Annotated in this window: 21 protein-coding genes; 10 read left to right on the top strand and 11 right to left on the bottom strand. The window is 56.3% G+C overall.

All coding sequences use genetic code 11. The annotated features are described in order from the left end of the window. The first annotated feature begins 11 nt into the window (after positions 1-11). On the top strand, positions 12-893 hold the full coding sequence (locus tag HRR99_RS20270; protein WP_233124629.1) for a sugar phosphate isomerase/epimerase family protein: 882 nt from the start codon (positions 12-14) through the stop codon (positions 891-893). Beyond that, complete coding sequence (locus HRR99_RS20265; protein WP_233124628.1) at positions 890-1,885, top strand: Gfo/Idh/MocA family protein; 996 nt, start codon at positions 890-892, stop codon at positions 1,883-1,885. Before HRR99_RS20270 ends, HRR99_RS20265 begins: the two co-directional genes overlap by 4 nt. A gap of 61 nt (positions 1,886-1,946) precedes the next feature. On the opposite strand, the gene HRR99_RS20260 is transcribed toward HRR99_RS20265, so the two are convergent. After that, positions 1,947-2,450 carry a Gfo/Idh/MocA family protein gene (locus tag HRR99_RS20260; RefSeq protein WP_233124986.1) on the bottom strand — a complete coding sequence of 168 codons (504 nt, stop codon included), beginning with the start codon at positions 2,448-2,450 and terminating at the stop codon, positions 1,947-1,949. Then, a complete protein-coding gene (locus tag HRR99_RS20255) occupies positions 2,413-2,955 on the bottom strand; it encodes a Gfo/Idh/MocA family protein (protein ID WP_233124627.1) in 543 nt (180 codons plus the stop codon). Before HRR99_RS20255 ends, HRR99_RS20260 begins: the two co-directional genes overlap by 38 nt. Positions 2,956-3,395: 440 nt before the next feature. Here HRR99_RS20255 and HRR99_RS20250 point away from each other — a divergent pair, with 440 nt between their 5' ends. The 7 genes from HRR99_RS20250 to HRR99_RS20220 are packed head-to-tail and all read left to right on the top strand — an operon-like array spanning position 3,396 to position 9,376. Next, a complete protein-coding gene (locus HRR99_RS20250) occupies positions 3,396-4,307 on the top strand; it encodes a PfkB family carbohydrate kinase (protein ID WP_233124626.1) in 912 nt (303 codons plus the stop codon). Continuing rightward, the gene (locus HRR99_RS20245; protein ID WP_233124625.1) at positions 4,304-5,353 is read left to right on the top strand and encodes a tagatose 1,6-diphosphate aldolase; all 1,050 of its coding nucleotides are present in this window, start codon (positions 4,304-4,306) and stop codon (positions 5,351-5,353) included. Before HRR99_RS20250 ends, HRR99_RS20245 begins: the two co-directional genes overlap by 4 nt. A 25-nt stretch (positions 5,354-5,378) precedes the next feature. After that, positions 5,379-6,050, top strand: a complete 672-nt coding sequence (locus HRR99_RS20240) for an amino acid ABC transporter permease (RefSeq protein ID WP_233124624.1) — start codon at positions 5,379-5,381, stop codon at positions 6,048-6,050. A gap of 1 nt (position 6,051) precedes the next feature. Then, the gene (locus tag HRR99_RS20235; RefSeq protein ID WP_233124623.1) at positions 6,052-6,696 is read left to right on the top strand and encodes an amino acid ABC transporter permease; all 645 of its coding nucleotides are present in this window, start codon (positions 6,052-6,054) and stop codon (positions 6,694-6,696) included. 22 nt (positions 6,697-6,718) lie between these two features. Further along, entirely contained in the window at positions 6,719-7,513 is a 795-nt protein-coding gene (locus HRR99_RS20230) for a transporter substrate-binding domain-containing protein (RefSeq protein ID WP_233124622.1), read from the top strand. A gap of 56 nt (positions 7,514-7,569) precedes the next feature. Continuing rightward, entirely contained in the window at positions 7,570-8,592 is a 1,023-nt protein-coding gene (gene fba, locus HRR99_RS20225) for a class II fructose-bisphosphate aldolase (RefSeq protein WP_233124621.1), read from the top strand. Between the two features lie 19 nt (positions 8,593-8,611). After that, a complete protein-coding gene (locus tag HRR99_RS20220) occupies positions 8,612-9,376 on the top strand; it encodes an amino acid ABC transporter ATP-binding protein (protein ID WP_233124620.1) in 765 nt (254 codons plus the stop codon). A 31-nt stretch (positions 9,377-9,407) separates the two neighbouring features. Here the strand turns inward: HRR99_RS20220 and HRR99_RS20215 are convergent, their stop codons facing one another. The 9 genes from HRR99_RS20215 to HRR99_RS20175 form a co-directional block, all read right to left on the bottom strand. Next, entirely contained in the window at positions 9,408-10,163 is a 756-nt protein-coding gene (locus HRR99_RS20215) for a FadR/GntR family transcriptional regulator (RefSeq protein ID WP_233124619.1), read from the bottom strand. Between the two features lie 322 nt (positions 10,164-10,485). Beyond that, complete coding sequence (pglB, locus tag HRR99_RS20210; RefSeq protein ID WP_233124618.1) at positions 10,486-11,868, bottom strand: polygalacturonase PglB; 1,383 nt, start codon at positions 11,866-11,868, stop codon at positions 10,486-10,488. A 31-nt stretch (positions 11,869-11,899) separates the two neighbouring features. Further along, positions 11,900-12,874 (bottom strand): mannonate dehydratase, encoded by a 975-nt coding sequence (locus HRR99_RS20205; protein ID WP_233124617.1) that lies wholly within the window; start codon positions 12,872-12,874, stop codon positions 11,900-11,902. 38 nt (positions 12,875-12,912) lie between these two features. After that, a complete protein-coding gene (locus HRR99_RS20200) occupies positions 12,913-13,800 on the bottom strand; it encodes an SMP-30/gluconolactonase/LRE family protein (protein ID WP_233124616.1) in 888 nt (295 codons plus the stop codon). A 35-nt stretch (positions 13,801-13,835) separates the two neighbouring features. Then, a complete protein-coding gene (locus HRR99_RS20195; RefSeq protein ID WP_112500516.1) occupies positions 13,836-14,921 on the bottom strand; it encodes an ABC transporter ATP-binding protein in 1,086 nt (361 codons plus the stop codon). A 39-nt stretch (positions 14,922-14,960) separates the two neighbouring features. Then, positions 14,961-15,800, bottom strand: coding sequence for a carbohydrate ABC transporter permease (locus HRR99_RS20190; protein WP_233124615.1), 840 nt, complete (start codon positions 15,798-15,800; stop codon positions 14,961-14,963). A gap of 10 nt (positions 15,801-15,810) precedes the next feature. Then, positions 15,811-16,752, bottom strand: a complete 942-nt coding sequence (locus HRR99_RS20185) for a carbohydrate ABC transporter permease (protein ID WP_233124614.1) — start codon at positions 16,750-16,752, stop codon at positions 15,811-15,813. Between the two features lie 66 nt (positions 16,753-16,818). Then, complete coding sequence (locus HRR99_RS20180; RefSeq protein WP_233124613.1) at positions 16,819-18,120, bottom strand: ABC transporter substrate-binding protein; 1,302 nt, start codon at positions 18,118-18,120, stop codon at positions 16,819-16,821. Positions 18,121-18,587: 467 nt separating this feature from the next. After that, on the bottom strand, positions 18,588-19,868 hold the full coding sequence (locus tag HRR99_RS20175; RefSeq protein WP_233124612.1) for an ABC transporter substrate-binding protein: 1,281 nt from the start codon (positions 19,866-19,868) through the stop codon (positions 18,588-18,590). Positions 19,869-20,062: 194 nt separating this feature from the next. Here HRR99_RS20175 and HRR99_RS20170 point away from each other — a divergent pair, with 194 nt between their 5' ends. After that, positions 20,063-22,585, top strand: coding sequence for a hypothetical protein (locus HRR99_RS20170; RefSeq protein ID WP_233124611.1), 2,523 nt, complete (start codon positions 20,063-20,065; stop codon positions 22,583-22,585). Positions 22,586-22,597: the final 12 nt, after the last annotated feature.

Here is a 22,597-nt window from a genome sequence, read left to right as displayed (position 1 = left end):
AGGACCGACACATGAACCCGATCGGGTTGATCTCCATGCAATATGCAAGACCGTTCATAGCAGAGCACTTCCCGCTCTTTAGCCGCATGCGTGAACATGGCTATGATTTCGTCGAGCTTCTGGTACCGGAAGTCGGCGAGATCGACATGAAAGAGGCGCGCAAGGCGCTTGAGGATTCCGGGCTTGGCGTCGTGCTTGCTGCTCGCGTCAACCTCCAGCGCAATCTGTCATCGGCGGACGTCGATGCCCATCGCGCAGGCATCGATTACCTGAAATACACGGTGGATTGTGCCGAGGCACTCGGTGCAAACATCGTTGGTGGACCACTGACCGGCAATCCTCTGGTCTTTGCAGGTCGCCCGCCCCAGCCCGTAACGGAAGAAGAACGCCTTGCCCGTAAGGCGCGATGCGTCGCAGGTCTGCGCGAGGCAGGCGATTACGCCAGGGCCGCTGGCATCGTGCTGGCTGTCGAACCCCTCAACCGCTTCGAAAGCGACGTGTTGTGCACGACGCAGCAAGCCATCGAGCTGCTCGATACTGTCGATCATTCCGCGGTCCAGTTGATGCTCGATACGTTCCACATGCACATGGAAGAAAGCTCGATTGCCGAGGCCATTCTTCTGGGTGGCAGCCGGATCGTGCATTTCCAGGCAAACGAGAACCATCGCGGCTTTCCCGGCACCGGCGCAACCGACTGGGTCTCGGTCTGCCGCGCCCTCCATGCGGTCGGTTACAAGGGGCCTATATCCCTCGAACCCTTTCGCCGAACGGACGATCGGTTCGGCGTTCCCTTCGCGCAGTGGCGTCCACCGCACGAGGATGAGAGCAATCGCCTCAGCGCCTCCAGCGCTTTCATCAAGTCCCATCTCACACTGACGGAATATCGCCGATGACACTGAAAATTGGTTGGATTGGGTGCGGCATCCACGCGACTCATATGCTTCTTCCCCAGCTTCTTCGCCATGACGTCCAGATTGCGGCACTCTGCGATATCGACGGCAAAAGACTTGCTGATGCAGGCAGGCAGTTTGGCGTTCAGGTATTGGCCAGCGACGTCGAGACGTTGCTCCGCACGCCGGGTCTCGATGCCGTCGGCATGGCAGTAGGCCCTGATCAGCATTTGGCTTTCGGAAAGGCGGCCCTTGAACGCGGTCTGAGCGTCTTCATGGAGAAGCCCCCGTCAGGCTCGGCAGCGGGCGCCCGCGAATTATTGGCGGCATCCGAAAAAGCCAAAAAACCACTCCTACTGGGTTTTATGAAGCGCTACTCGGTCGGCAACAAGATCGCGGCCAATATTGTGAAATCAGGTCGGTTCGGCGATGTTCTGGGCCTTACCGGCTACTACATGACGGCACCCGGCTACTTCGTCGGAAATGTCGATTACACCGGTTTCTTCCTGCATCATTGCGTCCACTACATGGACCTTGTCTCCTTCTTGGTTTCCCCTGTACGGTCGATCTCGGCACGTAAGGTCGAAAAGACACCGGGCCGCGTTCTGTTTCACGTCGGGTTCGAATTCGAATGTGGTGCCATAGGCAACATTGCCATGGGCACGATCCAGTCGCGAGGGACGCCGGTCGAGCGTATTGAAATCATGGGCGACCATCAGCGCATCGAAGTTGACGATGTTATCGAGGTCCGCTGGCATAGAAACCCGCCGTTCAAGATCGATGATCCAGCAGCAACACTTGCGGATAACGTCGATACGCTGACGTGGAAGCCCAACTTTACAGCTGCGGCGAACGAGGACCCAAAGGGATATTATTCGCTTCTCGCAGATGTCGTTCCGGCTCTCGGCGGCGCAGAGACCCCGGCCCCAACCATTGCCGATGGTGTGATCGCTATGGAACGGCTGGAAACAATGCGGCGAGAACTGAGCTTGTAAGAACAACGCGACCGGCGAATTAAACGTCTGGAAGCAGAGGTCTCAAAGCGCAAGGCCACCTCTATCTCAGTACCGACGTTTCGATGGGCATGAACAAGTGTGATTGCGCAGCGGTCGACATGGCAATCGCGATAGACAGGGCAATGCGCCCGTCTTCTCCGGTCGCGAGCGGATCGATGCCAGTCGTTATCGCCAAGTGAAATTGGCGAATGACCTCGCCGTAAGGATCGACATGCTGAAGTTGGATAGGTCTCTCGCCCGCTGACGTGACCAGTTTAAGCGTACCGGCCGGTCGGCCCGATAGGCAGTCGCTGGCATAAAGGCTGCCTTCGGTGCCGTTGATCACGACTTCCGTCGCACTACCGGGTACGTTGAAGGCATCGAAAGTCTGCGCGAAAAGGCCGGATGCGAAGCGCATCATGCTCATCACAGCCTGGGCAATCGACGACGACCCCATCGAGACATCACTTGTCATTGCCGTCACCTCGCATGGGGTTTCCGCGAGCAGATATCGCAAAACATCGATGTCATGCGTCGCCTTGTCGAAGATGATTCCGCTCCCCATCATCCGTTAATCGCCCCCGATGAAGATGACCCGGCAAGACACCTGCATTGACTACCCGTGCGAAAAGCGGCTGGCCAATAGCTCCACTGCGAACAAGAGCAGCCATTTCGCGGTTGACCGTTGATCCACGCAGATGATGATTGACGCCCAGGATGACGCCTGCCCGACGGCAGGCATTGATCATCTCGGACGCTTCACCAAGGCTTGTCGCCAGAGGTTTTTCGCACAGGATATGCTTTCCCGCAGCGGCAGCGGCAATCACATGTGCGTGGTGCAACCTGTTCACGCTCGAAACATAAACGGCGTCACAGCGGTCGAAAAGCTCGACCAGATCCGTGGTGCGACCGGGTATGCCGAGATCATCCGCAAATGCATCTGCTCGTCCTTGGTCAGACGAACAGACTGCGGTGATGTCACAACCATTGGAGCGTATCGCATTGACGAGCCGCTCCCGGGCAATTGTCGATGCGCCGATCAGTCCCCAGCGAATGCTATTTTCTGACATGCGGATGCTCCTTTGAATGGCCCCTCAGAACGGGAGATCGCCCCTTTTTCGGAGCTCAAAACCGACCGGCAGGAATTGGCGAAGTACCGGCCCTTGCCTCGCTGGGCCGATTAAAAACTATTGGTCACTGTTGGCATCGAACACTTGTAAAATTTGACAACGACATGTCAAGTTGACGGATGAGGATACGCGCATCCGTAACTCCTACGGCATATCAAAATTTTCGTAAACATTTGAAACCATGAGTTTTAAAAATATATTCAGTCTTTTTTGGCTAGCAATTTTCACGCACTTATCGGCTTGTTACGCGAATTTTTACATTTACATGTAAATTTAATTGACAACATATCGTCTTGTTTTATGATGTCTTCAAAGGGAGGTATTTAAAGCTTGCTGAGACGCGAGACGCTTCCCTGCTGTCTTCAATCGGGAGGTCTGGGGTGGGTTTGAGCAAGCAGCGGATCGTGCATCTGGGAAACGCTTTTCTCGACACGATCGTCTATCTGCCGACGCTGCCGACGCAGCCGAGCAAAATCAGAGCGCTTGACGTTCTCAAAACCGGCGGCGGCATCGCAGCAACCGCTGCCTGCACGACTGCTCTGTTAGGCGCTGAGACACTTTATTGGGGTCGCCTCGGCAACGATGAAACGGGTGACCAGATTTTGACACGCCTCAGAGCTGTCGGTGTCGATACAAGTTCGGTCCGGCGCGTGGATGGCGGCGTCAGCCCAATCGGCACGATCCTGGTCTCCGCTGATGGCGACCGCATGGCCTTTGGTTTTATAGGTCGCAACCTGGGCAACGAGGCCGAATGGTTGCCATTGAGCCAGCTTGATGGCGTAACGGGCGTGCTTGCCGACTACAGCTGGTGGGAAGGTGCGGCTGCCATGTTCGAAGCTGCCCGCACACGCAACATCGTCAGCGTCCTAGACGCTGATGTCGGTGACATGGATGCTGTCCACAAGCTTTTACATCTTCCCGATCACGTCGTGTTTTCCGCCGCCTGCCTGCGGCGGCTTTCAGACAGCGACGATATCGAGACCGGTCTGCGCCACGCGCGAAACATGTGCCGGGGCGTGGTTGCGGTCACGGATGGGGAGCACGGTTTTTTTTGGCTGAACGAGTCGGGTGTTCGTAACATCCCGGCATTCTCGATCAAGGCGATCGACACCAATGGTGCCGGTGACATCTTCCATGGTGCCTACACACTGGGTGTTGCTGAAGGTCTAGGCGTCGAAGACGCGGCCCGATTTGCAAGCGCCACGGCAGCGCTCAAATGCTCGAAGGGCAGCGGCTGGGAAAGCATTCCAGATCGTAAAGCTGTCGAAGATTTTCTCAAGAGGAGTGCATGATGAACATTACCCCCGGCAAACTTTGGGGTCTACGCCGACTTGCAGATGATGCAGGTCGTTTCAAGATGCTTGCGATGGATCAGACCGGACCGATCGTCAACCCAATCAAGGCCGCCCTTAATGTCGACCGCGCACCTTATCACCATGTCGCCGCAGTGAAGCGACTGCTTGGCACCTATCTGGCGCCCAAGGCGTCCGCAGTGTTGATTGATCCGCCGCTCGGCTATTCGGCTACCGTCGATGGCATTTCGGCGCGAAAGGGACTGCTGGTCGCGACGGAATGGGCAACGTGGGAGGTGACAAACACGGGACGCAAGTCGGAGAACATCCCCGGATGGAACCCGGGCGTCATCCGCAAGCTTGGCGGAGACGGTGTCAAGGTGAACCTCTGGTTTCGAGCCGATGTGAGCGACGACGTCAAGGAACATCAACTCGCCTATCTCAACAGCGTCAAACAGGATTGCCGAGAGAACGATATTCCCTTCATCCTTGAGTTCCTCGTCTACCCCTTTCCAGACGAGACGCAGGAAGCTTTCAACGCGCGTCGGGTCGAACTGGTGGTCGGCTCACTTGCAGATAAGGACATCATGAATCCTGATGGTGTGGATGTCTACAAGCTCGAACCGCCGACGGAAACGGTCAATGTGCCTGATCCTGACGGTCCCGGTTCAGCGATGATCCAGAAGCGCTTCGATGACATGGCGAAAGGCTTGGGCCGCCCGTGGGTTCTCTTGAGCGCAGGCTCCACGCCCAAAGATTTCCTGCGGCTTTTGACCTACGCCTACCGGGCGGGCGCAAGTGGATATCTCGCCGGTCGCGCCATCTGGTCCAAGGCCTTCTCGAACTTCCCGGACATGGAAGCAATGGAAAAAGCCTTGGCGGAACAGGCACCCCGCATCATGGACGACCTGAATGCGCTTACCGACACAATGGCGACGCCGTGGCGTGAAAATCGCAACTGGGAAAATGATGTTGTTGCGGCGCCAGCGGGCGAAGATTTCGCGCCACTCTACGCCGACTTCGCAAAGACCGGCCGCCTAGCCTGAACGACGATCATCTGGAGACTTTCTCGTGGGATATCTCGATTTTACCGGGGTGCTATTACGCAGCGACCTTCTGCTGAAAGGCATGCTGCTGACCGCGCAGATTTCGGTCATATCGATGCTATTTGCACTCGTGATTGCCGTTCTTGTGGCAAGTGTCTCCTTAAGCAGCAGCCGGTTCATCCGGCTGCCTGCGGTGGCCTATGTGGAAGCGATCCGCAACACGCCGTTTATCGTGCAGGTCTTCCTGATCTATTTCGGCCTGCCAAGCTTCGGCATCAGGCTCGACCCGACAATTGCGGCCATTCTGGCAATGTCGATTTATGGCGGCGCCTATTGCAGCGAAGTCATTCGTGCTGGCATCCAGAGCATCAGCAAAGGACAGATCGAGGCGGGGCGCGCTCTTGGCATGTCACCACTGACCATCTTCAAGCATGTGATCTTCAAGCCAGCGCTTGCAGCGGTTTTCCCGTCACTCGCGGCACAGTTCATTCTGCTTCTTCTGTCATCCAGCGTTGTCTCTGCGATTTCCGTTCCCGAGTTGACCGGCATCGGCAACGACATCCAGGGCATCACGCTGCGAAACATGGAAGTCTATCTCGTCATTGCGGTTGTCTATGTGGTCCTCGTTGCGTTGCTGAAGGGCGTGATGACCGTTCTGGAACACATCCTGTTTCCATTCAAGTTTCTGGGGCGATAAGATGTTTCAACAATTCAGCCTCACACACGTACAGTTCATGCTGACCGGACTTGGCTGGACAATCGGCCTGGCATTCATCGCGCTGGTCGGGGGCTCGATTGCTGGCTCCGTGATTGCCTTGATGCGCATGTCCGCCAATCCCATCATCAGCCTGCTCGCAAAGTTTTACATTTTTGTCGTGCAGGGCACGCCGCTGCTGGTCACACTCTTCATCGCCTATTTCGGTGCGACCTATATCGGCATTTCCGTTCAGCCGATCGTGGCCATCGCGGTGGCCTTCTCATTCTATGCAGCGGCTTTTCTTGGAGACATCTGGCGCGGTGCTATCCAGTCCGTCCCCAAGGGACAGCGGGAAGGTGCCCATGCGCTCGGTCTAGGGCGCGTCCATTCGATGATCTACATCATCATTCCGCAGGCAGTCAGGATCGCCATTCCGCCGACGGTCGGCTTCTTTGTTCAGCTTATCAAGAACACATCGCTGGCTTCGGTCGTCGGCATCGTCGAGCTGACACGCACCGCGCAGATCGTCAGCAATGCCACGTTCAAACCGCTCGAGGTCTACATGACTGCTGCCGCCTTCTATTTTCTTGTCTGCTTTCCGCTGACGTTGATCAGCCGCAGCTTGGAGAAACGCCTTCAATCATAACATCGTAACGGAGGAGAACACGATGCTCGCATTCATTAGGAAAGCTGTCCTCGGCGTGGTTGCCGCGGCTTGCCTTTCATCGGTCGCGCTCGCACAGCAGACGACAAATACATTCGATGAGATCATCAAACGCGGCAAGATCATCGTCGGCATTTCGCTGTCAACGCCGCCTTACGGAATGACCGACGCCAGCATGAAACCTTCAGGCTTCGACGTGGCAGTCGCAAACCTCATCGCACGCGATCTCGGCGTGACGCTCGAAATCGTCGATCAGGTTTCACAGGCACGTATCCCCAACCTGACCACCGGCAAAGTCGATATCGTCGTCTCCTCGCTCGGCATAACGGCAGAGCGTGCCAAGACGATCATGTATACCAACGCGATCTACGTAGATGAGCAGATGGTGCTCGCGCCGACAGAGTCCAAACTCGACAACCTTGAAGCCTTGGTCGGCAAACGCGTCGGCGTGACGCGCGCCAGCACGAATGACACCATCATCACCCAGAAGGCCGTCCAGGGAACGAACATCCAACGCTTCGAGGACGATGCCTCCACCAACCAGGCACTCTTTACGGGCCAGGTCGATGCGATCGTCTCGGGCGTTGCTGCCGCCAATGCGATCAATGCGCAGACGGACAAGTTCGCCCGCAAATTCGCAGTCCGCCAGTCGCCCATGGGCATCGGTGTTCGCCGTGGCGACTATGACCTCCACCAATGGCTCAACACGGAGATCATGATGCTGTGGAGCGGCGGCGAGCTTCAGGCTGCCCAGAAGCAATGGCTCGGCGTCGTCAACGCTGACGTCCCACGCTTCTGACTTCCATCGGGGTCTGCAGACAGCTGCAGGCCCGTCCTCACAGGAAAGCAACCAATATGCCCAGAATTACGCTCAGACAATTGCTCGACCACGCCGCTGAACACCAATATGGCGTTCCAGCCTTCAGCGTCACCTGCATGGAACAGATGTTGGCAGTCATGAATGCCGCCCAAGCCGTTGAGGCACCCGTTATTCTTCAAGTCGGCACCAAGGCCCGCTCCTATGCGGGAGACATCATGATCGAGCACCTTTTTGCGGCCCTTGAAAAGATTTACCCTGATATTCCGATGGTTGTTCATCAGGACCACGGCAACAGCGAAGCGACCTGCGCCACGGCCCTTCAGCACAAGTTCACGTCGGTGATGATGGATGGTTCGCTGCTCGAAGACGCCAAAACGCCATCCGACTATGACTACAACGCCCGCGTAACCGCCCGCGTGTCCGAAGTCGCGCATTATATGGGCGCCTCCGTCGAAGGCGAGATCGGCGTTTTGGGCAAACTCCAGTCGCGCACCGACGAACGCATGTTGACCGATCCCGACGAGGCCGTAAAATTCGTCAAGGCGACCAAGGTCGATGCACTGGCCATCGCGATGGGCACATCGCATGGCGCCTATAAATTCAGCCATAAGCCGGATGGCGAAGTTCTGGCAATGGATCGGCTGGAGGAAATCCACCGGCGTCTGCCCGAAACCCACCTCGTCATGCACGGCTCCTCCTCCGTTCCGCAAGAATTGCAAGACATCATGAACAGGTACGGGGCGGACATAAAGCAAACCTGGGGTGTTCCGATCGAGGAAATCCAGCGGGGCATCAAGCATGGCGTCCGCAAGATCAACATCGATACCGATAACCGAATGGCGCTGGTCGGCCAGATCCGCCGTGTTCTGCACGAAGACCCCAAGGAATTCGACATTCGAAACATGATGAAACCAGGCATGGACGCCATTACGAAGCTCTGCAAACAGCGCCTGGAGGATTTCGGCACAGCCGGTCATGCCGGGAAGATCAAGGTCATTCCGCTGGCGGACATGGCTCGCCGTTACGCCTCTGGCGAACTCGACCCTAAGATCGTCTGATGGCCAAGGGGAAAAGATTGTGAGCGCAAATCATTCAAATGAAAAAGCCGATGGCGCGGTCGTGAAGGCACAGCAGGTTTCGAAATTCTTCGGAGCCTTCCAGGCTCTCAAGACTATCGATCTGACGGTCAATCGCGGTGAAACGATCGTCATATGCGGTCCGTCCGGATCAGGAAAATCGACCCTGATCCGCTGCCTCAACGCGCTGGAGCAGTACCAGTCCGGCTCGCTACGGGTCTGCGGCATCGACGTAACGGCTGCTCGTCCCTCTGTGGATGCGGTGCGTCGGCGCACGGGCATGGTCTTCCAGAACTTCAATCTTTTCCCGCACCTAACCGTTCTGGAAAATTGCATGATCGCACCGATGAAGGTCAAAGGCATCTCGCGTGAAGAAGCACGGACGATCGCTCAGCGCTTCCTTGAACGCGTTCGAATTCCAGAGCAGGCTGCCAAATATCCATCGCAGCTTTCGGGTGGTCAGCAGCAGCGTGTCGCGATCGCACGGGCGCTGTCCATGAGCCCCGAACTAATGCTGTTTGACGAACCAACCTCGGCGCTCGATCCAGAAATGGTCCGCGAAGTGCTCGATACGATGGCCGAACTTGCGAAAGAAGGTGGAACGATGATTTGCGTGACGCACGAGATGCACTTCGCGCGTCAGGTCGCTGATCGTATCATCTTCATGGATGCCGGCACGATTGTCGAAACCGGTAAGCCGGACGAGTTCTTCGCCAATCCGAAAACTGCAAGAGCCCGGGAATTCCTGGCCCAGATTTTACATTAGCGATGAGACGGGCGGCTATCCTGCCGCCCTGTCATTCGCCGCGGGTCGGCCTCTTGCCTGTCGGGCGCCCTGCTTCAAGATGTTGCGCATCGAGTATAGCGGCACGCGCCTGAAGCAAGTGATACTTCATATAACTCGCAGCAGAATCGCTGTCCTCGACGCTAATCGCGTTGAGGATTCTGGTATGCTCCTCCACGACCCGCAGACGCCGCGCCGGTGCGCGCTCCCTTGCAAGTTCGAGCCCGATGTTCATGGTCTCCTGCACCGGTCGGCGCAAGTCCTTCAGCAATACGGGAAAATACTCGTTACCGGCGGCAATCGCGACCGCATCGTGAAACGCGATATCTTGCGCCTGCCCCAATTCTCCCCGCACAATCGCCTCGTTCAGATCATCAATCGCCTGCCGAATGGCTTCAAGATGCCCGCGAGAACGTCGCATCGCCGCAAGCCGTGCGGCCTCGACTTCAATGACGATTCTCGGCTCGAAAGAACGCACATAGCTCGAAAGATCGGCAGCGTCGGCCAGTTCGGTCAGCCGTGTAGACGGCTTCGTCGAAATGAACGTGCCAATGCCCCGCCGCGATTGGATGAGACCATCCGTGGATAACCGCAGTAGGGCTTCCCGAACAACGGGTCTGGATACATCAAAAGCGAGAGAAAGCTCTGCTTCGGACGGAAGCTTGTCTCCTTCGGTAAATTTGCCCGACGTAATCTCGAACAGAATTTGCCCGTAGACGGTATCAGCAAGCTTCTCTTTTCGGGCGGGCGTGACGATGATCTGCGACATGCGAACATCTTAGCCGAAACTGCTCGCATGAGAAAAGCGCTAATCACGAACAGCGGTGGTTCTCAGCTTGTTAGCGCCGTGCAAAGGGACGCGACACGCTCGATGTCGCTGCCTTGACTTTCGGCTCATTGATTTTCTTACGTAGCAGTGGCGCGCCGAGGGCGAAGGCGTCTTGCGGCAGCGTTTCGAGACGTCAAAACGCTACGGTGATCTAGCGCCCGACGCCGATCCCGCAGTGCTCGCCGCCTATATTCTCACGGTCGCGCATGCGATTGCGGTGCAGACCAAGGCTGGTTTCTCCAAGAAAGCAGTTTGCCTGAAATTAACGTGCTGCGTCAGTCACCACGACGATCTCGCTGTTCCAGTTTTCCGGTAATGGATCGGGCCGCGTGATCTTGATGTCCTCGGTCACGAGACCAGAGACACCCTTGGCAAAAATACCCGGAATGCCGTTGGGATAGTCGATCAAGCCGATGATCTTGCCATCCGGGCCGAAACGCCATGCGTTGACACGGCCCGCACTCTTGTCTCCGATAGGAAAGCGGTCGAAGCGGTCTTCGATGGTGGGGCGAATGTCGTAGCACAGGCCGGTTTTCAGCGGACCCGGCTGCTGTTCCAGCGAAATCCGGCGCAACGTGATGTCAGAAATGCCGCCTTGGTGTTCGGCAACCATATTGATCGCGCCCTCCATCGTGCCGTTGACATCCTCCACCAGAACATCGCTGACGGCACCGGCTGGAAACTCCTCCGGGCGGCGGTCGAGAACGGTGATGGTGATCGCCTCGCCCGAGCCCCAGAAACCGGCGGGCGTTTCATGGCAATCGACGGTGATGCGCACGAAGCGAATGCCTTCCACCACCCCGCCATCGCGCGAGAAGATGCCCAGTCCGCGATTCGATTTTTCGATGCGAACGTCTTCGAAGGAGATGTTGCGGAAGGGCGAAAAGCTTTCGGTACCGAGTTTCAGCGCACAGGAGCGGCTTTCCACAATGCAGTTGCGAACGGTGACGTTTTCGCAAGGGCCGGTCAGCGAACCGTCTTCGCGACGCGTCGTTTTCAGTACGATTCCATCATCGGCAGTGCGGAAGGTGCTATCAAAAATACGGACATTGCGGCAGCCATCAATGACGATACCGTCCGTATTGGGCATGCGCCGGTCATTATCCACCTCGACACCCTTGACCTCGATGTTCTCGCAGCCGGCAAAATGCATGGTCCACATGGGTGAATCGTCAATGTGCAGCCCTTCGATACGGATATCGCGGCAGTCGTCCAGAACCAGAATACGGGGGCGATAGCGAGACGCCACCAAAGTGCCCATCTCGCCGTCATCACCATGGGTATATTTCGTCGAACCTGCGCAGAAAATGCGCCCGCCGCCGATGAGCGAAATGTTGCGGGCACCCACCGCCGTCATCATTGCCCGGTCGCTCTCTTCCGCAACGATGGCCACGGTCGTTTGCGCGTAGGCATCGTAGTTGGGGATGAAATGCAGTTCGGCGCCTTCGGATATTTCGATGGTCAGGTCGGAGCGCAAGCGCAGACCCCCGCAGTGATGGATACCGGGTTCCAGCACGACATGCAGCGCACCCTCATGCGTATCGAACAGGGATTGCAGTTGACCGGTAATGTCATCGGCCTGGGGTGACATGCGAATAGCGTGGGAGACAGACATGGAGGACCTGCTGGTTTCTTTGAAGTTCATGACAGTGGCCCGTATCTTCGGGCCGTCCGGTTCAGCAACGGGTTTGAAGCAGTGCGGCGATGTAGCCGTAGCAAAAGGCAAAGGCGACCTGCTGCTGGTTTTCACCCGATAGCGTCGGGGCATGGTCCGGCATGACCATGTACTGGTACCCAGTGTCGCGCAGGGCATCGATGACGGCTGGCATGTCGATGTCGCCATCCTCCAAGAAGCTTTCGCGGAAGGAGTATCGCTTGCCGACGATATTGCGGAAATGAATGTTCATGATCTTCCCGCGCTCACCGAACCATCGCGTTATGGCAGGCACCTCCGATACGTCCTCGACCATCTCGCCCAGCGTTCCGATGCAGAAGTTAAGCCCGTGCACGGGGCTTTCATGCATCTGAACAAAGCGCTTCATTCCCTCGACCGTTCCCAAAACGCGCGTCACGCCCATGAAGCCGGGCGGGGTCGCGGGGTCGTGCGGATGGCAGGCAAGGCGGATATTGACGGATTCAGCAACCGGCACGACGCGGGCAAGGAAATAATCCACCCGCTCCCAGATCGTATCTTCGTAGATAGAGCCGATACCTTTCGGTGTTGGTTCGTTCGGATCGGCCAGATCAAGCCTGAAGGCTTCGGCCATGTATCCGCCCCTGCCCGGCTCCATCGGCGTGCGCGGAATGCCGATATAGTTGAAATTGTAGCGAACGGATGGAATGCCCACCGCCGCGCAGTTCTCGATCAGACGGCAGATGCCGTCGATCTGGCTGTCTCGCTCCGGTCCGGCCAGCATGATGTCCTTGCAGGGAACATCGTCACGATCGACACGGGTCGATGGCATCGGCAGTTGCGTCATGTCGAGCGTGAGGCCGAACCCTTCGACCTTCTCGCGAAACGCTTCGAGGGTCGGGCGATCCCATGTGCGCCAGTCACCCGGCGGCGTTGCCGAGATATTGTTGACACCCAGCTGTTTCATCACCCGGTAGTCATCGTCATTGCGTGCAGGAATCTGTGTTCCGAGATACATGGTAAGCTTCTCCAATTGCAATTCATGATCGGGCTGTTTTAGCCGGCTCGATAGCGCGGTTCGGCCAGCCCCTGATATGGCAGATCCACGACATAGACATCGCCCCCGGGACCGACGCCATCGGCCCGAAGCGTAGTAATGAATGCCGTTTTCAGATCGCTGCCGATAAAACAGATGTTGGTGGGGTTTGGCACATCTATGCGGATTTCCGCGTCTATTTTACCGTTGGGTGTCATGCGCAGCACGCGGCCACTGTCACTTGCGGCAATCCAGTAGCAACCATCGACATCGATCGCAGCACCATCCGGCCGTCCGCCGAGCGTGTCTTTGTCTGCGAACAGTCGACCGTTGGCGAAGTTTCCACTGACCGGATCGAAATCATAGACCTGCACATATGGATTGAGCGGATTGGAGTCCGACACATAGATGGACGTGCTGTCTGGGCTCCATGCCAAACCATTCTGTGACCTGAAGCGCCCGCCTCTTTGAACGACCTCATTGTGAGCGCCAATGCTGAAGAGCGTGCCGAATGCGCCTGGTGCCGAGGTGTCCGGCGCCATGGAGCCGGACCAGAACCGTCCCTGCCGGTCACATGCGCCGTCATTCATCCGCCACCCTGCCCCAAGATACGGCCCTGCACCAAACTCGAATTCCACCTGGCCATCGACGATGGAAAGCCTGGCGAAGCCACGATCGGTGGAGGCGATGAAATCACCGTCCATCGTCGAGGCAATCGCTCCCACGCGCATCGGCAGGTCAAATCGCTCGAGAAGAGCATCCGGGTAGGTGATCCTGTACAAGGAAGACCCCGGTGAATCGATCCAGGTGATCCGCGAGTGCTCAGGCTCCCATACGGGCGTCTCCGCAATGGTACAACCTGGTCTGGCGATCCGTTCCGCCACAAAAACAGGCGAGCCTAGTGTCATACTGTCCCAATCCGCTTCATAAACACTTGTTTTCGTTAGGTTAACGGCACCAATCGACGCTCTGTCTGCCTGTCGAACAACAAAGCTTTGCCATTTGCCACGCTCAAAGCCACGTCTTCGCCCATATGCAAGGGGCTGCGGCTCTTGGATGAAACAAGCAGTTGGCCCACCGGGCTATTGCAGATCACCGTGGTATCCGAACCAGTCGTCTCGACCGCGTGGACGGTGGCGGGTAGCGCGTTGACGGTGTCACGGGCCACGACCTCCAGATATTCCGGACGGATGCCAACCACTACGTCCCGACCGCCGATATCGCCATAGTTGCCGGGCACCGGCAATCGGGTCTGGTTGCTGCCAAGAAGCAGGTCTTCGCCATCGCCGCTGATCTTGGCGTTCATCATGTTGATGGCTGGCGATCCGATGAAGCTTGCGACGAAGACACTGTCCGGCAGGTCATAAAGCTGTAGCGGCGTTCCAACCTGCTCGACCTGGCCATCACGCAGCACGACGATCTTCTCGCCCATGGTCATGGCCTCCACCTGGTCGTGCGTGACATAGACGGATGTGGTCTTCCATTTATGATGCAGATCGCGAATTTCCCCTCGCACCTGGCTGCGCAGCTTCGCATCCAGGTTGGAAAGCGGTTCGTCGAAGAGGAATACGGACGGATTACGCACAATCGCGCGTCCCATGGCAACGCGCTGTCGCTGACCACCGGAAAGTTCCTTGGGCAACCGGTCCAGCAGTTTTCCAAGGTCGAGCATCTGGGCAACCTGATCGATCTTCTGCTTGATCTCTTCCTTCGGACGTTTTGCCAGACGCAGCGAAAAGCTCATATTTTCGCGCACTGTCATCTGCGGGTAAAGCGCATAGCTCTGGAACACCATGGCGATATCGCGCTGTTTGGGTTCGAGGTCCGTGACATCGCGCCCGCTAATATGGATCGTTCCGCTGCTGGCTGTTTCCAGCCCGGCGATAATCCGCAATAGTGTCGATTTGCCTGAACCGCTTGGCCCGATAAGGACGCAGAACTCGCCCTCCGCTATGTCGACCGATACATCCTTGATGACATCCACGGCACCAAACGACTTGGAAACACCCCGCAGGGAAACTGCACCCATTTCATTCCTCTTAAGATTGTTTCTGCGCAAGTGGCGCGATTAGCCTTTGACCGCGCCCGCCATGATGCCGCGGTTGAATTGCCGCTGAAGCAGGAGGTAGACGATGACGCTCGGGGCCATGGCGATGAGCGTTGCCGCCACCAGAATGTTCGGCGTGATCGTGTCATCTACACGTAGGGAACCCAGTGCCACCGGCAACGTCATCAGGTCCTTGTCGTTGACGACGATAAGCGGCAACAGATACTGATCCCATATCATGATGAAGCCGAAGATGAGCACGGTGCCAAGCGCAGGGCGCACCAGAGGCAGAATGACCCGCAAAAAGATTTGCCACTCACTGGCACCGTCGATCCGGGCCGCCTCTTCCAGCTCGAGCGGAATGGCGCGCATGAACTCGGTCAGCATGAAAATCGAAAACGCCCAGCCGACCACCGGCAGGATCATCGCCAGATAGGTGTTGTAGATCGACACGTTGATGATCGGGATTTCTTTCTGCATCACCAGATAAAGCGGAATGGCAATGACCTCTTCCGGTAGCATCAACGTGCACAGGATGAGCAGGCTGACGACGGCAGCACCACGGAATTTCTTGCGGGCGAGCGCATAGGCCGCCAGCGCACTGACCGTGACCTGCAATCCGGTGCCGACAATCACAACGATCACCGAGTTCATCAGGTAACGCCACACTTTCATGTCGAAAAGCGCGATCCTGAAATTCTCCAGCGTCGGGCTTTGCGGGATCAGCGTCAACTGACCCGGTTTGAGGCTGACACCGCTGAAAGCGGTGACGAGCGCACCCCAGAAGGGACCGACGAAGATCACGACAAGGATGGCATAGAGGACATACCGGCCCAGATTGAGCAGATGAGAAGTTTTCATCGAACGCCTCTTACGCTGTAAGCTTGGATTTGACCTTCATGTGCAGCACGGTCAGCGCGACGGTGAACAGCAGCAACAGGAAGGAGACGGCGGACGCATATCCGTAATTCAGTTCTTCGAACCCGACCTTGTAGATATGGGTCATGATCGTAGAGGTGGAGCCAGCAGGACCGCCGCCCGTTGTCGCATAAACTTCGGCGAACACCCGGAAACCACGGATGAAGGACAGCATCAGAACGACAGATATGGAAGGGATGATGCCGGGCAGCGTCACATGCCACAGTTTGCGCCAGGCGCTGGCACCATCGACGCTTGCCGCATCGTATAGCTCGCGGTTGACGCCAACGAGACCGGCAACGAAGATCACCATGTCATACGGCGCGCTCTTCCACGCACTCATGAGGATGAGCACCCACAGAGCCTGGTTCGGATCACTGAGAAATCCCTGGGGGGCAACCCCGAAGAAACTCAATATGGAATTAATAAGGCCGTAGTCGGCAGAATTGAACAGGATACGCCAGATTTCAGCGATAATCGCAACACTGGTGATGGCAGGCAAAAAGACTGCTGTGCGGATGATGCCGAGATGACGGGCTGGTCCTTCCAGCGTCAAGGCCATGAAGAAGGCGACGACGCAGGCTGAAAGCGTGCCTACGATGACGTAGATCGTTGTGTGAATGACAGCGCTGCGCAGGGCAAGATCACTGAAAGCGCGATAGAAATTATCCAGCCCGACCCATTTGCTGTCGGAATAAAACTGCACGTCATAAAACGACATGGAGAAGCCCGAAATCATCGGATAGAACTTGAACCATGTGAAAATAATCAATGCAGGCGCAAGGAACAGCCAAGGCGTCAGTGCTGTGCGGAGACGCCATTTGACGGCGCGGGGCGTCGGTTGGGACGTGTTCGTTGCCTGTCCAGAAGCGGACGATGGGGACGTGACGGACATGTTCACCTCAAGGACAATGCTTGTCTGCCTGCGTCGCCAGGATTGCTGCGACGCAGGGAAAGCTGCTTATTTATAAGATGCGGAAAGGGCGTTCTGGCCGCTCAATTCCGTTGCAACCAGCTTGTTCAGTGCTTCCAGCTCGGCTGGTACATCCGCATCGCATTGGGCAAGAATGCGGTTGAAGCCGTCGCCCGTCAGGGTACGAACCGCGGTCCAGTTGGGAACAGCTGGCATGTAGCGCCCATATTTATCAAAGGTTTCCTTGAACACCATCCAGCGTGGATCGTTGCGAATGGCATTGACGTCAACCTTGGTATTCACCGGCAGGCGGACGATCGGCGTGCGACCCGAACCCTGCGCCATGGCGATTTCCTGGCCCTTCGGCGAAATCAGGAACGCCAGAAACTTGTCGGCGGCTTCCTCGTCCTTGACGCTTTTCAGCAGGTAGGCACTCGTGCCTTCTGCCAGAGACGCGATGCCGCCAGGACCCGCGGGCATCATAACAACCTCAACGACATCCTTGCCCGGCTCGGCATCAAGCTGCGGAATGTGATAGGGGCCTGAGACGAAGATGCCAGTCTGCCCGGATCTGAAGGTCGGCAGGGTATCGCCTGTCGTCGCATTGATGGCACCAGGCTGGGCAAACTTGTCGCAAATCATGCCACGCACATAGGTCAGCGCTTCCGCCACCTGCGGCGTGTTCAATGTCGGAACGAAGCCGTCCGCCTCCTGCTTGACGTAGTCACCGCCTGCCTCCCAGATGAAGCTACTCATGTACCAGCTCGCATAACCTCGCGTCGTCGATCCGGGAATGGCCATGCCGAACGTATCAGCCTTGCCATTGCCATCTGGGTCTTTCGTGGTGAAAGCTTCGGCAAGCTTCCGAACGTCTTCCCACGTCTTGGGCTGCGGCATGTTCAACTTCTCTCGCCAATCTTTGCGAATGAACATGGCAAAGGACTGAGCCGAAATCGGCACAGAATAGAATTGTCCGTCACTCGCCTTGGCGCCGTCCCAAGCTGCGGGCGACACATCCTGACTGCCTGCAATCTTGGACTGATCAATGGCGCGCAAAATCCCCATCTGGTTCATCTGCCCCATTGCCGTCGTATCGTTCAAAACAATATCCGGCAGAGTACGCCCAGCTGCGGCACGCGCAAGGCGCTGCTCGAAATCGATACCAGTGTTGAACGTATCGACCTTGATACCGGTATCCGCCGTAAAGGCATCGGTGAGCGCCTTCAGGACGCTGATCGATTCATCGGTCTGCCTGGACCACACACTGATGGTTTGCGCCTGGGCACCGCCAACGCCGGCACACAAAACGCCGCAGCCGACCAAAAGCGCCTTTAGAGACTTTCTATGCATTCGCACCTCCCAAATTTCTCCCGAACCGAGGCGCAGAACGAAAACGCCCCAAACTCAAATGATGAATTAGAGGAAGTCATCACACAATACAAGGATATTATACTTTGATATACGATAAATAAGATACTTATATATTAGTAATACTAGTTTTATTACTTAAATAATATCTAATATGTTAGAGCACTCATTAAACCTTATTCGATGGGAACAAAGACGACACAGCGCTACGATGGCGATGTCCGCTTATGTCCGGCATCAAGACGGCCTTTATTCATAACGGCGTAACATGTCGCTCATTTTGAGTTTCGGCGTGGAATATTCCACGCCAAAACACGCAAAAGACCGGTGGCCCGAACATTGCGAAACGTGAGGGCGCTCCCATCAATCGGCTAATCTTCCCACAGCACGTTGCGGGAAGATCAAAAAGGAAATGCGTCTTAGCTTGATAGCCGGAGCAGAGTGGCCGCTTACTTTTTGACGTCAACGGCCTCGTTAATCTTCGCTATGTCATCTTCCAGAACTTTATAAGTCTGGTCGAGCGTCAATTCACCCACGATCAACTGGCTCATGCGTTGAACGATCTGCTGGTAAACCGCCGATCCACCCTTTTTCTTTTCGAACTCGCGTGCGCCCTGGGGCACGTTTTTCTTGTTGTCCAGAAAGACCTGCATGGACGCTTTGGCGCTCTCGCCCGTCAGCTTGTAGTTCGGATTGCTGATCTCAGCGCCCGTCAGGATCACGTAATTCTCGGCGATTTCCCTTTGTACTTTTTCAGAGCCGAGAAACTCGATGAAATGAGCAACATCTTCAGGGTATTTGGTGCGTTTGAAGCCAACAATGGCAGTCGCGCCAGGCATGGCGTAGCATCCTGCGTCACCACAAGGTGCATTGATGGCTGTCCATTCAAAAGCGTCACCGATCTTGGTCTGGAACGGATTTACCATCCAGTTGCCCGCAAGATAGGTCACGGCATTGCCGTTGACGAACTCGTCCCCCATGCTCTTGTATTGTGATCCGCCAGCGGCACCCCACATTTCCTTGGGAAAGCTGCCGTTTTGAGTCCAGGAGTAAACATCGGCGATGTATTTCTTCGTAGCGTCGTCAGGAAAACTGAACTTGCCGTCCCTTACGTATTTCGCACCATAGGCAAAAGCACCGCCGGAGAAACGGTGGCCGGAACGGTCCATGGTAAACGGTATCTGTACGCCCGTTGCCTTCGCCACACGCGCCGAGGCTTCAACGATCTCGCTGAGTTTTGCGGTCGGGCCAGGTAACGGCTCGCCAGCCTGCTCGAACAGCGTCTTGTTGACGAAAGGCAAGTTCAGGGTCTGCGATGCCACGTAGCCATTGATAGACTTGGGATCGTTGATATTTGGCAGACGAAGCTGATCCAGGCTCGCGCCATGCAATTTGGCGTAGGCTTCAGGATCCTTCATGTAGGGGCGCATATCGAGGTAGTAGGGTGCGAGCTGCCAGTCTGTGATCTTGGCGACATCCGGACCTTCACCAACGGCCAACTGCACCGGCAACTGCTTGGAGACAGCATCGTAGCCGGAAGAAATGAAGTTCACCTTCACGCCAGGATTTGCGGCCTCGAACTCCTTGCTGAGTTCTGACATCCGTTGGACATAGCCTTGGTCATCATCGGTAAAAAGGAATGTGATTGTTCTGGTTTCGGCATGTGCCGCCGCCAGCCCGGCCAATGACGCGATGACAATGGCGCTCGCGCCTGAAAAATACTTCAGCATTTAATCCTCCCTATGAAATCATTTTCATAAACCGAACGATAGCTCCCACAATCGTTTCGATTTCCTCTGTTTTGCGACTTGACAAGCTTGGCGTCAAGCTGTTTGTTCGGCACAAATGGTAGAAATTGACGTGTTTATCGTAAATTTTATATCATGAAAAATATTTCATAGCGATCGGTGGGAGGCGATCTATTATGATGAATGCACATGTGGCGGACACGACTGCGGAACCTGCTTATGTTACCCGAAAGGGTGATACGGTTACCGCTTGGATGGTGTCTGACCTGCTGGAAACGTCCTATCCCGGCATTCCCGCACCGGCTGAAGATCGCGTCAACTATCGTTTCATCAATGGATTTGTGGACGTCGGTGATCTGCCCTGCCGCAAGGCTTTCCAAAGTCATATGATCGGTAGAGATATTGCGCCCGAAACCGACTGGGCCGTTTCGCATCTGAATTTGCCCGGCTCCAACCGTCGTGTCGAATTTACCGGATTCTGGCACGTGCCGACGCATGTCCGTCGATGGTTGAAGGGGACATTCCACAGCGAAGAAGCGCGTAATGCCAGATTTCGGCTTTTCACCTGCGGAGGCGTGCGCATTTGGGTCAATGGTGTGGAGCAAGTCTGGTTCGAGCCATTTATTCGTAATGTCGAAAGTCATGCGGATATCGTGCTCGCGCTCAAGGCGGGCGATAACGACATTCTGCTCCATTGCGAAGATCTGGCAGAGCGCGACATCATCTGGTTCTTTGAACTTGAAGTGACGGATGACACGCCATTGTCCGTCGCTCTGCCTGTGGCGCTTGACCAGCAGGAAACAAAACGTCTTGCGGATTTGGTTCGCGATATCAGGCCAGCGCGCGATGTCTTTGTCGGGCAGCCTCTGGAATTGATATTCGATACCGCGCCGGAAAGCGATTTACCGGTGCATATCGCGGTTAAAAGCCATGGGCATGAACGGGCTCTGTTGGCAGATGTCGATATGGTGCTGACCGCTGGCCAGACATGTCTCGAAATACCGGAAACGCTTGGCATCGCCGACGGCTATCACGCCGTGAAATTGACCATCGGTTCGGGCACGGCAAAGGTTGAGCGGGTTATCGATGCCGCCTTCATGACCGATATCGTGGCCACCGCTGGCGATACGGACATCGCCCGTCGGAAAAAAGAAGCTCTGGCGTTTAGCGCAGAGTTCGGGGCCTGGCGCATCGGCCGTGCGTTGGCGTTGGTGGCAACTGGCGATGACGACATCGATACGATAACGGACATTGTCGATACGACACTCAAAGCGATAGACCGGAGAGAGGACTGCTCGGATTTCGTTCTGATCCCGCTGCTATGGCTGGTACAGGCCTATGGAAAGCGATTGCCTGCGGCGCTGCGCGAGCGGATTGACGCATCGATCGTGAACTATCGTTATTGGGTGGATGAACCCGGCAATGATGTCATGTGGTTCTGGAGCGAAAACCACGTTCTATGCTTCCATACGAGCCAGTTGCTGGCAGGGCGATACCTGCCGGATGCCATTTTCTCGGCGTCAGGACGGACAGGTGCGCAACAGGCCGCAATTGCGCAGCAGCGTCTCTCCCGTTGGTTCGACAGCGTCGAAGCCCACGGTTTGGCCGAGTGGAATTCCGCTGCCTACTATCCCGTGGATTTTATCGGTCTCCTTGCCATTGAGCATTGGGCCGAGCCAACTTTGGCTGCTAGAGCGCGTCATCAACTCAATCTGATCTTCGAAATGATCGCTTTGCACACGCTTGCTGGCGTACCAGCTGGTTCTCAAGGCAGAGCCTATGACAAAGAGCTGCGTGCGGGACCGCTTACGGAGCTTGCGCCATTTGCCAAGGTTGCTTTCGGGAAAGGGTGGCTCAACGGTGGGGTGGCTTCGCTGCCGCTCTTCTGCTGCGGAAACTATGTGCCGCCCGCCCGTCTGGATGCACTGGCGCAGCTCGATGCAGGGCGCGTGGTGGAGGCGCGCTATGCCCAGGGCCTGGAAAGCGGAAAGCTCGTACTTTTCAAAAACGAGGCCGCGCAACTTTCGACTGTTGTTGATCACAAGACAGGCAAGAGGGGGCATCAGCAACATGTCCTCGACATCAGACTTGCAGGACACCCCATGGCGCGGCTGTGGGTCAATCATCCGGGCGAGGATGATCCATGGGGAAGTCAGAGGCCATCCTATTGGGCTGGAAACGGCGTTTTGCCACGGGTGGCCCAACATCGTGACCTTGCCTTGATGATTTTCGATACGGACACGCACCGCAACGACTGGACGCATGCCTATCTCGGGCGAGATGGTCTCGATGACGTTTCTATTGAGGGCAACTGGCTGTTTGCGCGGTCGGATCGTGGCTTTGCGGCACTTTATGCAACGAACGGCCTGGAGTTAGTTACCACTGGTGCGACCGCCAACCGCGAAATCCGCTCACAGGGGAAACGATGCGGCTGGATCGCGACGATTGGATGCGGAAGTACCGATGACTTCGCGACTTTCCGCAATAAATTGCTTGGCACGCGTGTCAGCTTTGACCCAGAGCAACGCATTCTTTCCGTCAACGCACCGGATCGGCCCGAGGTCGTTTTGACGTGGGATGGTCAGTTCGAAATTGATGGTCAGGCGATGGCTTTCGACCATGTCCAACCTTACCCCGAAATCACATTTGACAGCGCAGCGATCGTGAAAAACGAGCCTGCTCCGCTCTTCTATTCATGACTGGAATTAGCG

The sequence above is a fragment of the Agrobacterium vaccinii genome, from assembly GCF_021310995.1.
GTDB lineage: Bacteria > Pseudomonadota > Alphaproteobacteria > Rhizobiales > Rhizobiaceae > Agrobacterium > Agrobacterium vaccinii.
Note: the sequence above shows the minus strand (reverse complement) of the source record. Positions and strands in the feature narration are given on the sequence as shown.

Coding starts and splice junctions, on each gene's coding strand:
- HRR99_RS20255 (WP_233124627.1), bottom strand. CDS start 2,955: ATGTCAGAAAATAGCATTCGCTGGGGACTGATCGGCGCATCGACAATT.
- HRR99_RS20200 (WP_233124616.1), bottom strand. CDS start 13,800: ATGACACTAGGCTCGCCTGTTTTTGTGGCGGAACGGATCGCCAGACCA.
- HRR99_RS20170 (WP_233124611.1), top strand. CDS start 20,063: ATGATGAATGCACATGTGGCGGACACGACTGCGGAACCTGCTTATGTT.
- HRR99_RS20185 (WP_233124614.1), bottom strand. CDS start 16,752: ATGTCCGTCACGTCCCCATCGTCCGCTTCTGGACAGGCAACGAACACG.
- HRR99_RS20260 (WP_233124986.1), bottom strand. CDS start 2,450: ATGGGGAGCGGAATCATCTTCGACAAGGCGACGCATGACATCGATGTT.
- HRR99_RS20195 (WP_112500516.1), bottom strand. CDS start 14,921: ATGGGTGCAGTTTCCCTGCGGGGTGTTTCCAAGTCGTTTGGTGCCGTG.
- HRR99_RS20205 (WP_233124617.1), bottom strand. CDS start 12,874: ATGTATCTCGGAACACAGATTCCTGCACGCAATGACGATGACTACCGG.
- HRR99_RS20265 (WP_233124628.1), top strand. CDS start 890: ATGACACTGAAAATTGGTTGGATTGGGTGCGGCATCCACGCGACTCAT.
- HRR99_RS20215 (WP_233124619.1), bottom strand. CDS start 10,163: ATGTCGCAGATCATCGTCACGCCCGCCCGAAAAGAGAAGCTTGCTGAT.
- fba (WP_233124621.1), top strand. CDS start 7,570: ATGCCCAGAATTACGCTCAGACAATTGCTCGACCACGCCGCTGAACAC.
- HRR99_RS20235 (WP_233124623.1), top strand. CDS start 6,052: ATGTTTCAACAATTCAGCCTCACACACGTACAGTTCATGCTGACCGGA.
- HRR99_RS20270 (WP_233124629.1), top strand. CDS start 12: ATGAACCCGATCGGGTTGATCTCCATGCAATATGCAAGACCGTTCATA.
- HRR99_RS20180 (WP_233124613.1), bottom strand. CDS start 18,120: ATGCATAGAAAGTCTCTAAAGGCGCTTTTGGTCGGCTGCGGCGTTTTG.
- HRR99_RS20190 (WP_233124615.1), bottom strand. CDS start 15,800: ATGAAAACTTCTCATCTGCTCAATCTGGGCCGGTATGTCCTCTATGCC.
- pglB (WP_233124618.1), bottom strand. CDS start 11,868: ATGAACTTCAAAGAAACCAGCAGGTCCTCCATGTCTGTCTCCCACGCT.
- HRR99_RS20230 (WP_233124622.1), top strand. CDS start 6,719: ATGCTCGCATTCATTAGGAAAGCTGTCCTCGGCGTGGTTGCCGCGGCT.
- HRR99_RS20175 (WP_233124612.1), bottom strand. CDS start 19,868: ATGCTGAAGTATTTTTCAGGCGCGAGCGCCATTGTCATCGCGTCATTG.
- HRR99_RS20245 (WP_233124625.1), top strand. CDS start 4,304: ATGATGAACATTACCCCCGGCAAACTTTGGGGTCTACGCCGACTTGCA.